Source organism: Pedobacter sp. GQ55 (assembly GCF_059758925.1).
Genome location: NZ_JCAXEI010000015.1, coordinates 20,417 through 32,982, shown reverse-complemented (window position 1 = coordinate 32,982; position 12,566 = coordinate 20,417). Strand labels below are relative to the sequence as shown.

10 protein-coding genes are annotated in these 12,566 nt (G+C 40.3%); 2 read left to right on the top strand and 8 right to left on the bottom strand.

All coding sequences use genetic code 11. The features are described 5' to 3' along the window. Window positions 1-95 precede the first annotated feature (95 nt). Window positions 96-785 (top strand): SIR2 family NAD-dependent protein deacylase, encoded by a 690-nt coding sequence (locus tag AC6CH7_RS24460; RefSeq protein ID WP_498265208.1) that lies wholly within the window; start codon window positions 96-98, stop codon window positions 783-785. On the opposite strand, the gene AC6CH7_RS24455 is transcribed toward AC6CH7_RS24460, so the two are convergent. From AC6CH7_RS24455 to AC6CH7_RS24420, 8 genes are all read right to left on the bottom strand, one after another. Beyond that, the gene (locus AC6CH7_RS24455) at window positions 778-2,523 is read right to left on the bottom strand and encodes a peptidase associated/transthyretin-like domain-containing protein (RefSeq protein WP_498265207.1); all 1,746 of its coding nucleotides are present in this window, start codon (window positions 2,521-2,523) and stop codon (window positions 778-780) included. The genes AC6CH7_RS24460 and AC6CH7_RS24455 overlap by 8 nt on opposite strands. Continuing rightward, window positions 2,523-3,488: a FecR family protein gene (locus AC6CH7_RS24450; protein ID WP_498265206.1), complete on the bottom strand. Its 966-nt coding sequence runs from the start codon at window positions 3,486-3,488 to the stop codon at window positions 2,523-2,525. The genes AC6CH7_RS24455 and AC6CH7_RS24450 overlap by 1 nt, the downstream gene beginning before the upstream one ends. A gap of 13 nt (window positions 3,489-3,501) precedes the next feature. Continuing rightward, the gene (locus AC6CH7_RS24445) at window positions 3,502-4,080 is read right to left on the bottom strand and encodes an RNA polymerase sigma-70 factor (protein ID WP_498265205.1); all 579 of its coding nucleotides are present in this window, start codon (window positions 4,078-4,080) and stop codon (window positions 3,502-3,504) included. A gap of 201 nt (window positions 4,081-4,281) precedes the next feature. Further along, complete coding sequence (locus AC6CH7_RS24440) at window positions 4,282-5,835, bottom strand: DUF4833 domain-containing protein (protein ID WP_498265204.1); 1,554 nt, start codon at window positions 5,833-5,835, stop codon at window positions 4,282-4,284. Window positions 5,836-5,846: 11 nt separating this feature from the next. Next, window positions 5,847-6,497 (bottom strand): head GIN domain-containing protein, encoded by a 651-nt coding sequence (locus AC6CH7_RS24435; protein ID WP_498265203.1) that lies wholly within the window; start codon window positions 6,495-6,497, stop codon window positions 5,847-5,849. A gap of 63 nt (window positions 6,498-6,560) precedes the next feature. After that, the gene (locus tag AC6CH7_RS24430) at window positions 6,561-7,640 is read right to left on the bottom strand and encodes a hypothetical protein (RefSeq protein ID WP_498265202.1); all 1,080 of its coding nucleotides are present in this window, start codon (window positions 7,638-7,640) and stop codon (window positions 6,561-6,563) included. Between the two features lie 196 nt (window positions 7,641-7,836). Continuing rightward, window positions 7,837-9,039 carry a multidrug effflux MFS transporter gene (locus AC6CH7_RS24425; RefSeq protein WP_498265201.1) on the bottom strand — a complete coding sequence of 401 codons (1,203 nt, stop codon included), beginning with the start codon at window positions 9,037-9,039 and terminating at the stop codon, window positions 7,837-7,839. A 69-nt stretch (window positions 9,040-9,108) separates the two neighbouring features. Beyond that, complete coding sequence (locus tag AC6CH7_RS24420; protein ID WP_498265200.1) at window positions 9,109-10,173, bottom strand: DUF6588 family protein; 1,065 nt, start codon at window positions 10,171-10,173, stop codon at window positions 9,109-9,111. Window positions 10,174-10,333: 160 nt separating this feature from the next. On the opposite strand from AC6CH7_RS24420, the gene AC6CH7_RS24415 reads away from it, so the two are divergent. Next, window positions 10,334-12,565, top strand: coding sequence for a heavy metal translocating P-type ATPase (locus tag AC6CH7_RS24415; RefSeq protein WP_498265199.1), 2,232 nt, complete (start codon window positions 10,334-10,336; stop codon window positions 12,563-12,565). Window position 12,566 lies beyond the last annotated feature (1 nt).

Below are 12,566 nucleotides of genomic sequence, written 5' to 3'. Positions count from 1 at the left end.
GAAGGCTGTTCTTTTTTTAGAACAGCTTTTTTATTAGCAGCTCCTCAGGACAATCGCTTTAACCAGACAGCTAACTCAAAAGCTAAACAAGGCTTATGAAAAGAAAACTTGTCGTATTAACCGGCGCCGGCATTAGTGCTGAAAGCGGTTTAAAAACCTTCAGGGACACCGATGGACTTTGGGAAGGATACAACGTTTACGATGTAGCCACACCAGAGGCCTGGAAACGCAATCCTGCGATGGTACAGGACTTCTATAACCAAAGAAGGATGCAGGTGCTTCAAGCGCAACCAAACGCTGCTCACAAAGCCCTTGCAGACCTTGAAGAATTTTTCGACGTACACATCATTACTCAAAACATAGATGATTTACATGAGCGTGCCGGATCAACAAAGGTTACCCATTTACACGGCGTAATTACCCGCTCACAATCAGATCTAAACCCCAACTTAACTTATCCGGTAAACGGATGGGAGCTTAAAACAGGGGACTACTGCGAACTTGGTTCGCAACTAAGACCTCATGTAGTTTGGTTCGGAGAGGATGTACCCATGATAGGGCCTGCTACTTCCATTTGCTCAAAGGCCCATGTTTTTATGTTGATAGGGACTTCTCTGGCTGTTTATCCGGCAGCAGGATTAATAAATTTTGTTCCGCGTACCACCGTTAAATACATAGTTGATCCTAAAATACCCGAGGTAGATCATTATAAAAACATAGTTAAAATAGAAAAAACAGCAACCGCAGGTGTGGCTGAAGTGGTAAAAATGCTAACCACTACATAATGGTAATCCCCACATTCCAGCCAATCCAGCCTTTAGACCTTTTGCTAATGTAGTCATGCTTTGCAGGGGCAATATTTTGTTTGTAGCCTTTACCGCTTGAACCTTCCGGGGCATCTGTATTATAGATAGAATAGACAGGGCCACCAAACACTGTTATACCTTTAACCAACTGAATTTGGAGGTTGGTCTGGAACCTGTGCAGGAAGTTTGAATAATCCCAATTGCCCAGATATAAATATTGAGAGGTTATCTCGGCAGCTACAGAGAATCTGTTGCTAAATATAAAGTCGTGGCCAAAGCCTAAACCCGCAGTTTGAATATTGGCAGAATCGGCAAAGTTTTTTCCAACCAATATGATGTTGTATAATTTCGCATTCCCCATTTTAAAGGAAACATTGGCATTTATAGTTTCATTGGTAGAAAAACTAAGCTTATGATAACCATGATGCACATAGTTAACAAGACCTATGCTATAGCCATCCGATTTACCCGCAATATTTACGATACCAATCTGTAAACCATCCATTTCCTTAGCGTAATTAAGGAAACCTGCAATCTGAATTCCTTTCATTTGCTGCGAAGCCATGTTACCAAAACCTGCAATCTGCATACCCTTAAAGTTTTTAGATGTAAGGTTCCCAAATCCGGCAATCTGCATGCCCATCATGTCTTTAGATACCACATTACCAAATCCAGCAATCTGAAAACCCTCGGCCTTCTCTTTTACGTGGTTAAGCAAGCCAGCAACCTGCACACCTTTAACACTCGTTCTTACATCATTAAGTGCTCCAGCTACCTGTACGCCATCAACAGAGCCACCAACGCCATTAAACACACCGGCCACCTGCAACTTCTTTACGTTTCCTTTGGTAATGTTAAATACACCGGCTACCTCAACGCCATCTGTTCCTGCAGTATAACCACCTAAAATATTCAGTGATACTTTATTTATCACCTGTGAACTCATTATCCCATGTGTACTTAAACCAGGTGTAAGTGAAGCTTGAAAGGGCGTGTTTGCAAAGAAATCAGGAATATTTAAACTCTGCATTCTTTGTTTTGAGGTGATAAAGAACCTGCTGATTCCCGAGTTCTCAATAGAGTTGAAAAACTCACTGCCCTGCTCAGAATCTTCCTCTTTATAACCCTCCGGCTTAACCGTAATATCGGCCAGAAAAACCAGCGAAGTATCCCTGTAGGTATCTTTACTGGCCGTTAACGTCACATCAGTATGGTCACCCTTAAAGCGAAGTCTGAAATAACCCTCGTTATCCGTAAGTGTCGATTGGAGTAAACGCTTTTCGTAAACACTCGCCTGTTTTATTTTTTTGCCCGTTTCCGTATCAATAACATATCCGCTAATGATGTACAATTTATCTGCGCTGGTAATGTTTTCAGGTTCAATAGTCAGGTGATTGGCCGCATAGCGAAGTATAATGTACTGCCCGGTTTCTTTATAATCCACTTTTCCGTTAAATAAGCGATCAAGTATATCTCTAACCTGCATACCCTTCACCTTCAGGTTTATTATACTGTCCTGCTTAAATAAAGAGCCTGTGTACGAGAAATAGAAATCGCCTGCCTTACTCATTTTATTGAGTACCTCAGAAATCGGTTGTTGTTTTATATCCAGATCAACCCTTCTGTCCAAATTACGCAGGTAATTGGTTACTGAAGACTGGGCCTTGCAATATCCGGTTATAAATAATAATAGGGCTATGATTATTTTTAATCTCATTATTTAATTTTAGACAGTGTGATCTGTCCATCGTTACGATCTATTTTTAAATTCTGCATAGTATCTTTAATGTACTCCAGGTTCTTATCTAATTGATTAGCCTCTTCAAACGTAGTATTAAGTGTTTCATTAGCAATGGAAGGATCTTGTATAACGATATGCACATCATAAGCCTCATTTAAAACCTCTACTACCTTCCAAAGAGGCGTTTTATAGAACACAAACTTTCCGCTGCGGTAATAGCTATACAACTGGTCTGTATTCTGCTCTTTAATCAATTTAGGCGATACTTCTTTAATCAAAACTTTTTCTCCTTTATGCAGTTCTACCATTTCATTGCCGTTGCTCACCTTTACAATACCTGTCTCTACAATTACTTCAGTTTCTCCTTTTAAGTATTTCACGTTAAAGGAAGTACCAACAACCGTTACCGATACTTTATTAATCTTTATTACAAACGGTTTTGATTTATCGTGCGCTACATTAAAAAATACATCACCTTTTTTAAGCCTCACACTGCGGTCGTCTTTAAAATCTGTAACGTAGCTGATCTGCGAATTTTTATTCAAAGTTACTTCCGATCCGTCAGGAAGGTGTTCAACGATCACCTTATTACTGGCCACAAGATCTGTATAATTTGCAGGACCAAATACATTGTACATCATCCATGCTCCGGCCAATAAAACCAATACTGCGGCAATTTTTAACCACCCGAAATTTTGTTTAATTGGTCGCACTATAGCCTCATTTGATCCCGATGCAGTTCTTGCTTTGAATTTTATCCATGCCTGTTCTTCATTAACATTGCTAGTAGTACTTAAACTTTTACTTGCAGTCCAGATTTTTTCCAGCTGGGTAAACTCGGCCCTGTTAGAGGTAGCCTCATCCAGCCATTTTTTTACAGCAATACTTTCTTCTTCACTTGTTTCTTTTAAAAGAAACTTTATCAATATTTCCTCGGTCATCTGTTCCTCTTAATTAAAAAAAATCCTTGTAATACATGATTATGCCTGGTAAAATGAGCGTGATGAAATCGGCCAGTTTCAAACGCAATATCTTTAAAGCTTTGCCCATCTGGTTTTCTACTGTTTTGATAGAAAGGTCCAGTTGCTCGGCTATCTCTCTATATTTTAATTCCTCAAACCTGCTCATCTGGAAAATGGTTCTGCAATGTTCAGGTAATTCATTTAATGCCTCCTGCAGCTTATATTGAAGCTCAGTGAGCTCTACTCTTGATGATGCAGCTTCATAATGATCATTCATGGTATATGTTGCAAAATCCTGGTATTTCATTTTAACTTTTTGGTGTTTAAGGTAGTTTAAGCTATCGTTATAAACACATTTATATAGATATGCTTTTATTGAAGTCTGTACATTTAATAATTCTCTCTTTTCCCAGAATTTAAGAAACATAGATTGCACAATTTCTTCCGCAGTGTCTTCATCCCTAAGCATAACGTTGGCATAGGAGTGAAGCTCTTTATAATGCGCCTTGAACATTTGTTCAAATGCCTTATCATCATATTGATGCAGAAGGGTGGTTTTTTGATTTATCACTGGTTTGTTTCTTACTACTTTAATTTATTGCTGGTCTGTTCAAATATATTAGTTTTTTTCGGCCTGGTCATGCTGCTAAGGCGATCGCCATTCTGAATTTGTTTCAGGATCTCTCACCAGAAAGGCGGAATAGCGCTTCCGGGGTCCTGAAATAAATTCAGGATGACCAAGAGGTTAGCCTAGGCGTTCTCACACCCACCCCTAAATCTCAATCCGCTTTAAAAACTCAATCCCCGAAGCGCTATTCACTGTTATCAAATCAATGTACTCCACTTTTGGGAACCAGAACGAACCACCATTTACCCTTACAAAAACCCGTTTTAGTAATAAATCTTTACCCTCATCCTTTATATAAATTTTGTACTTGTTATCAATTTCAGACCTTTTAAGGTACAATGGGAGCTTTTTATACGCAACCAGTCTGATCTCAAATTCGCCATTCTCCAATGCCTTACACTTAAGCCCATAGGCAAACCTGCGCTCAATACCGGTTAGTTCTTTGTATTTGCCTTGTTCTGCATACCTGATCCATGATCCTTTAACCGGATTTTCACGATCAAGAACGCCTTCGCTTTTGAAGTTAAGCTCATAAATTACGGTATTGGCATCCGGGTTTCTCTGCAGAAAAAACAACAGGTTTTCTCCTATAGGAGTAGGCAGGGCCGAGGTTTCAGCCTCAACTGCTTTCTTTAAAGGCTGGCTTAAAACATCTAACGACTCACTAAGCAATAAAATAATCACCAGCAACATACCTGCAAATTTTAAAACCTTTATTCCCTTGTTTTTAAGGTAGGTTGCTTTATCTAAAACCGGAGCTTTATCGGCCTTCTCAATATTGGCAAGTTTGTGTCTGTAAATCTTACCCGGACTGGCAAAAATGAAGAAAAGCATTTCCTTCATTCCATCACTCTGCTTTACATCCTTAATCATGTCCCTGTACTCATGAAAGTTCAAAATAAAAGGATTCGTTTTATTGTCTACAGGAGTAGTAAGGCCATACACAGGCTTTTCTTCTTCGTATTGAAAAGTGCCAAACAAATGGTCCCAGATCATAAAAGTAGCACCGAAATTCTTGTCGAGGTATTTCTCCTGACTGCCGTGATGCACCCTGTGGTTAGATGGCGTACCAAAATATTTTTCAATAAAAGGATGTAATTTTCCAATGGCTTCGGTATGTACCCAAAACTGATATAACGTGCTCAGTTGACTGGCAACAAAGAATATAACCGGGTTAAAACCCATTAAAGCCACCGGTATAAAAAACACAGTTTTAAAATGCTGCACCCAGCTTTGTCTGAAAGCCACCGTTAAATTGTAATGCTCGGCCGAGTGGTGTACTACATGTGTTGCCCAAAAGAACCTGTTGAAATGTGATATACGGTGCGACCAATAACTGCAGCAATCGTAAATGATAAAACACGGAATCAAGGTCCACCAGTTCAAATGTATGCGCCATGGCATAACATTGTAGATCCACACTGCTCCATAAAGCAATATTGCTTTCATTAAAAGGTTAACGGCTAAATTTCCAAGACCAATAAAAAGCGAGCCTATGGTTTCTTTCTTTTCATAGCTTTTATGTTCAGCAAAGTGAGAAAATCCACATTCCAAAGCCGTGCAAAAGAACACCAACGGCAATGCATATATCAGTAAGTCAGGGGCACTTTTCTCTAACTGATGGATGTCATTAATCGGAATTCTTGCTGCTCCGAATATAGAGATGAAGTTTTGCCAAATTGATTGAAGTGAAGCCATGACCGTAGTTTTTAAAATTTAATTACTTTTCCAGAACCATTGATGTCGGAATTAACTTGTGGAGTACCCAAGTAGTGTACATTGCCGCTGCCGCTTATTGCAGCCTTTAACACATCCTGAACTTTAATCTTCACATTGCCACTTCCAGATATGTCTATGTCGGCATTTTTAGCGTTTAGTTTCTCCAAATCGACATTTCCAGAACCTGAAATATCTACTTTTGCCTGTCTTGCATTAAAGGTTTCGTCTACCTCAATTTCTCCAGATCCGCTAAGAGAGGCTCTAAAAGTATCCACGTCAGGAAATCGGCCTTTTATTTCAACTTCTCCACTACCGCTTAACGAAACGCGGTCTATCAAAGGCATGGTAATAAATACCTCGATATCGTCGTGCAGTACACTTGTGCGCTCATATTCCAGATACAATACGCTGCTCATTACCTTGGTTTTAAAGTGAGGGATCAAGTTGTCAGATCCTTTAAGTACCACCTTGAAATCGGCGCCATAAACCACATGGACAGGATTGGATCCACTTGCATTTATACCAGTAAAGCTGCCGGGGTTACGTTCCTTTGTGATTTTATCACCGCTGGCCGTTAGTCTGTCTTTCGAACAAGAGATAAAAAGCAGACTGATGTAAACGTACAATAATAGGTTTCTCATAGTAGTTTGGTTTTTGTGTGTTATAAATGATGATTGTTAGTTTTAATTTAAGGTTGCATCAGGTTAAAAGATTACCTGAATACCCCCTGTATAGCCTACATACAATCCCTGGAAGTCGTTTTCTTTGTTGTCCCATTTAGAAATGTAGTGTTTGTTTAAATCTTTACCCTCAACCGTATTGGTGTTTACGTAGTTAAGAGACGGACCACCATAGATCTCCAGAAATTTGGCGATCCTTAAGGCAGGCAATACACGGAATGAAGCGTTAAAATATTCTCCGTGTTTAAAGCTCTCTAAGGTAGTTGCCGATAATTCTGTGTTCAGTCTAAAGCGATTTGATTGGAAAAAATGAGCCCCCAAACCGGCTTCAACTGCATATACTTCTTTGTCATTTTTAAAGTTGTATCCAACACCTAAAATACCATAAAGCACTCTGCCTCCCGATCTGAAGGTTAGCATGGTGGTCAGGTTGTCGTTGGTGCTTACACCGATACTTTTCTCGCCGTTTTTTATAATGTTTACAATACCTATCGGGAAATCACTGCTCTCTGCGATGTTTATAAAGCCGGCTATCTGGGCTCCTTTAACCTTTTTCGCAATATTTATGAAACCTGCAATTTGAGAGCCTTTCACATCTTTTGCTATATTGATGAAACCGGCAAACTGAGATGCTGTTCCCGCTTTGGCCACATTGCCGAAGCCAGCAAACTGGGCACCATTCATTTCCTTAGCAATGTTGGCGAAACCAGCAAATTGAGCACCCTTTACATTTTCTGATGATATGTTAGCGAAGCCAGCAAAAGCAAAACCATCGCCACCACCATAAGTGTTCAGGAAACCTGCAAATTGTCCGCCGTCTGCATTTTTGATCACATGATTAGAAAATCCTGCAAACAGGAATCCTTTGGCATCATGTAATACCACATTCGAAAGCCCTGCAAATGCCAAACCACGTTCAGCTGCAGATACACCGCCAAGCAGGTTAAAAGAAAGGTTATTGGTATCTAAAGGGGCATGGGTTCCGTTAGTACTTAAAGGATACACGATACCAATATGCATTTTCCCTGGCATTTGATTTTGTGCATTTGCACCCAGGCAGATAGCTAATAATACTGATGCTGTTATAAAAGATTTGATGTTCATTGTTGTCTTGTTTTAGAGTAAGACAACATGACTAACTTATACCCCTACGTAGGGGGAAAAAAAAATAGTGGCCGCCGCAAGGAAGCTACCGTCCTTCGACCACTCTCGTCTCGATAGGAGAAATCCCTTGGTTATGCTATTTCAAGAGATCTCCTATCGTCGAGATGACGCCATTTAATATAGCATAACGATCGCTTTAGTTACTCGCTGGCGCTGTCACAATATTTCTTCTTCCAACAGTTAGAACAGTAAGTGCAATCACAGATGTTACTGTCATAATTAAAACCATTGGCACAGCCGATGTTTGTTCAAAAAAGCCAATACATGCCGAGGCCAATGCACCTAATCCCATTTGAAGTGCGCCCATTAAAGCAGAGGCACTACCCGCATTTTTAGAGAAAGGAGCAAGCGAAAGTGCTAGCGCATTCGGGTTAGCTACCCCTAAACAGCATAAGAATAAAAAGAGAAAACCAATAGTTTCGGCAAGGCCGAACCAATCATTAACACTGCCAATCAAAAACACGATTACGATAATAACCTGTCCAATTAAAGCAGCAAAGATCAGTTGCTCGCTTTTATATTTCCTTAGCATCAATGTATTAACCTGGCTGGCGCCAATAAATCCTACAGAAAGAAAGGCAAAGATCCATCCATAAGTCTCTTCTTTCACTTTAAATAGTGACATAAAAAGGATAGGAGAACTGGTAATGTATACAAACAAACCAGCAAATGCCATAGCTCCGGTAAACGCATAAGTGTAAAACTGAGGTTCACGTAACACCGCTATAAAGTTGCTTATTATAGGTTTGGGTTTTAAAGACATGGTAGTATCCGGCTTATAACTTTCGGGCAGCCAAAGCCAGCTGGCTATTAAATTAAACAAGCCTAAGCCTAGTAAAATCAAAAACACCGTATGCCAGCCAAAAGCCACCGTTACATACCCGCCAACAGTAGGGGCAATCATAGGCGAAACACTCAGCACAAGCATCAATAAGGCAAATACCTTGGCGTTTTCACTAACAGGAAACAAATCTCGAACCATAGCAACCGATGCAACAGTAGCCGCACAGCTTCCAATTGCCTGAATAAACCTCAATACAATAAACGAGTCAATATCTTTAACCAGCGCACAGCCGGCAGCTGCCAAAATATATACCAGTAAACCAATAAATAGAGGTTTCTTCCTTCCAAAACGATCTAACAATGGCCCATAAAGCAACTGACCAGCGGAGATACCTATAAAATAGCTTGATAATGACCATGCCACCCTCGCTTCGGTGGTATTCAGGTCTTTGGCTATGGCCTTAAAACCCGGCAGGTACATGTCGATAGAAAAAGGGCCGAGAGCGGTGAGTGAACCAAGTATTAAAATTAAGAACAGATATCTTTTTTGCGTCATGCTACAAAAGTAGTTATTTGATAGCCTGCTTTTCGTCACACCAATTCCAAATTATGTAAATAAAATACATTAAAAGCCGATACCAATGCCTGCATTGGCAATACCATAATTTCCAGAAATACCATAAGAGGCATAAATACTTATGACAGGCAGCTTAACCTGAAAACCTGCATCAACACGAAAATCTTTTAGGTAGGTTCTCTCAATCCTTACAGGATTAGAAAATGTTTTATAAGTAATTTGATCACCGTTAAATCCGTTTATTATCGGATAGTTTCCGCTCAGTCCCATGTCTGCGCTTGATACATTGTAGCCTAAAGACAGATAGGGAGTGAACACTGAAAACTGTTTGGATATCAATGCCTGGAATAGATAGTTATTAAAGTTCCCAAAAATTTCTTGTCCGGAAAAGTCCGTAGACTGTTCGTTGTCTTGTGGTACTGAATTCTCAATTGGCTGAAGACTGAGTGATTTCTTATATTTCAGATTATTGTAACTGAAGGCCAAAGCGAGATCAAAAGGCACATCTTTTTCATCCTTAGACAAATCACGCATAAAATTATGTTTGATTCCAAAACCAATTAGAGAAACCGAACCTATTTTTCGGCCAATTCTGAACCTTGGTGCTGCCCGAATAGTGACATCGGTATTGGCAAACAGGCCTATCGTTAACTGGAGCTGAGGTGTAGGTACATAATCCTCCAGCATTCCACTGGGCAATTCAAAAGAAATCAGTTTGTTATTGTTCTCATCATAAACATCCATTAAAGGACCGTTAGACTTGGTGTTGCCACTAAATGAAGGTGCCATGACGCTGTTGGGATCAGCTGGACGCAAGTTACTGGACAAACCGATCTGGGTAACGTTGAATGATTTAGCCGAAGAAGGCACTATTACAGCCGTTCCGGTAACGCGTAGGTCAACATGGTACAATCCCAGGGTCTGAGCACTGTTTGTCCATCCACTGTTCATGCCCAATCCAAAGCCCTTAAAAAGAGACTTCGAATAAGCATCTACCAGTTTTGTGGCATCGGCAGGCCCAGCGTTGATCAGCTGTTCGAAACCGGTCTGGGCAAATAATTCATAGGAGCAAATAATAGAGAACAGGGATATAATAGCAAAAACTTTCTTCATACTGTTATAACGTCAGTAGATTGAATTTATCATATATGTGATTCATTTAAAAAGGGGATAAATGAGGATATAATCTGAATTATATAAATTAAACTCCATATTATGTAACCCCTAGGAGCCCCGGACATGGTACCTTTGTAATGTAAATAACAGAAAGATTATGGCATTACAAGAAAATATAGAAACCACTTCTTTTCCCGTTCTGGGGATGACTTGTGCCAGTTGTGCGGTAAGTGTAGAATCTATGATAGGCGCACAAACCGGTGTAAAACAAGCTGAGGTAAATTATGCTACCCAAAAAGTAAAAGTAACCTATGATGCAGGTGTGATCCAACCAGAGGGAATGCAAAAGGTTGTTCAATCGATAGGCTACGACTTAATTCTGGATACAGAGAAAGGAAACGAAAAACAAGAGCAAGCACAGGCCGACAATTATAAAGCGTTAAAAAAGAGAATAATTGCAGCAGGAATATTAACCATACCTGTAGTAGTAATAGGCATGCTTTTCATGGATATGCCTTACGCCAATTACATTATGCTGGTTTTATCGGCCCCGGTAGTTTTCTACTTTGGTAAAAACTTCTTTATAAACGCCTTTAAACAAGCAAAACACAGCAGGGCAAATATGGATACGCTGGTTGCATTAAGTACCGGTATCGCCTTTATTTTTAGTCTGTTTAATACTTTTTATCCCGAGTTTTGGCACCAAAGGGACGTGCATCCGCATGTTTATTACGAAGCCGCTGCTGTAGTTATCGTGTTTATCATGCTCGGCAAGCTACTCGAAGAACGTGCTAAATCCAATACTTCATCTGCCATTAAGAAACTGATTGGGTTACAGCCCAAAACGGTAATGCTGATTACGGATGATGGCGAAAAAGAAATTAAAGTTGCTGATGTAAAAGCGGGCGACAAACTATTGGTCAGATCAGGAGAGAAAATCCCGGTGGATGGTAAAGTATACGAGGGAAATTCATTTGTAGATGAAAGCATGATTACCGGTGAACCTGTGGCAGTGTCTAAACAAAAAGACGATAATGTTTTCGCAGGCACCATCAATCAAAAAGGCAGCTTCCGTTTTATAGCGGAAAAAGTGGGTAGCGAAACCATGTTGGCACACATTATTCAGCTGGTACAGGAAGCCCAGGGCTCTAAAGCGCCGGTTCAAAAACTGGTTGATAAGGTAGCGGGAATATTTGTACCTATAGTGATGCTGATTGCTATCATTACACTGGGTGTGTGGTTGTTATTTGGCGGCGAACATGCCTTTACACAGGGATTGTTAGCTATGGTTACTGTATTGGTGATTGCTTGTCCTTGTGCGTTAGGGCTGGCAACACCAACCGCAATTATGGTTGGAATAGGGAAAGGTGCAGAAAGCGGTATTTTAATTAAAGATGCCGAAGCGCTTGAACTTGGTTACAAAGTAAACGCCATCGTTTTAGATAAAACCGGAACCATCACAGAAGGCAAACCAGAAGTTACCTCTATACACTGGGCCGGTTCTTTACCTGAAAATGCAGATGTGTTAAAACAGGTGTTTGCGGCTATGGAGCAACGCTCTGAGCATCCATTGGCCGAAGCAATTTTTAATCACCTTAAAAAGGATAGTGTAAAGCCTGCTGGCGTTACAGATTTCGACAGCTTAACGGGTAAGGGTGTATCAGCAGTTTACAGCGGTAAGAAGTATTGGGCAGGAAGCCATAAAATATTATCTGATCATAATCAGGTTATATCCAGTGAATTAAGAGGTCAGTCTAAAGTGTTGCAAGACAACGCACAAACGGTAATTTATTTTGCCAATGAAACCCAGGTCCTGGCAGTAGTATCAATTGCTGATCAGATAAAGAAAGGCTCAAAAGAAGCGGTTTCGAAACTTATTAAACAAGGTATTGAGGTTTATATGCTTACCGGCGATAATAAAGAAACTGCTGCTGCGGTGGCTGCGGCTGCGGGGATAGAAAACTTTGCAGCAGAGGTATTGCCATCTGATAAGGCTGAGTTTGTTAAGAAACTGCAAGCCGAGGGTAAAGTGGTTGCCATGATAGGCGATGGGATAAACGACAGCCAGGCATTGGCGCAATCAAACGTGTCGATAGCGATGGGTAGAGGTTCCGATATTGCTATAGATGTGGCAAAGATTACGCTGATATCTTCAGATCTTTTGCAGGTGCCGAAGGCTTTGAAATTGTCCAGGAAAACAGTTAGGACGATTAAACAAAACCTGTTCTGGGCGTTTATTTACAATCTTATAGGAATTCCAATTGCGGCAGGGGTATTGTATCCGGTTAATGGGTTTTTGTTAAACCCGATGATCGCAGGAGCGGCTATGGCGTTAAGTTCTATATCTGTAGTGAGTAATAGCTTAAGATTGAAATTTGCGAAGTTTTAGT

Excerpts from the sequence above, each read along its gene's own strand:
- AC6CH7_RS24460 (WP_498265208.1), top strand. The coding sequence starts at position 96 with ATGAAAAGAAAACTTGTCGTATTAACCGGCGCCGGCATTAGTGCTGAA.
- AC6CH7_RS24455 (WP_498265207.1), bottom strand. The coding sequence starts at position 2,523 with ATGAGATTAAAAATAATCATAGCCCTATTATTATTTATAACCGGATAT.
- AC6CH7_RS24450 (WP_498265206.1), bottom strand. The coding sequence starts at position 3,488 with ATGACCGAGGAAATATTGATAAAGTTTCTTTTAAAAGAAACAAGTGAA.
- AC6CH7_RS24440 (WP_498265204.1), bottom strand. The coding sequence starts at position 5,835 with ATGGCTTCACTTCAATCAATTTGGCAAAACTTCATCTCTATATTCGGA.
- AC6CH7_RS24435 (WP_498265203.1), bottom strand. The coding sequence starts at position 6,497 with ATGAGAAACCTATTATTGTACGTTTACATCAGTCTGCTTTTTATCTCT.
- AC6CH7_RS24430 (WP_498265202.1), bottom strand. The coding sequence starts at position 7,640 with ATGAACATCAAATCTTTTATAACAGCATCAGTATTATTAGCTATCTGC.
- AC6CH7_RS24425 (WP_498265201.1), bottom strand. The coding sequence starts at position 9,039 with ATGACGCAAAAAAGATATCTGTTCTTAATTTTAATACTTGGTTCACTC.
- AC6CH7_RS24420 (WP_498265200.1), bottom strand. The coding sequence starts at position 10,173 with ATGAAGAAAGTTTTTGCTATTATATCCCTGTTCTCTATTATTTGCTCC.
- AC6CH7_RS24415 (WP_498265199.1), top strand. The coding sequence starts at position 10,334 with ATGGCATTACAAGAAAATATAGAAACCACTTCTTTTCCCGTTCTGGGG.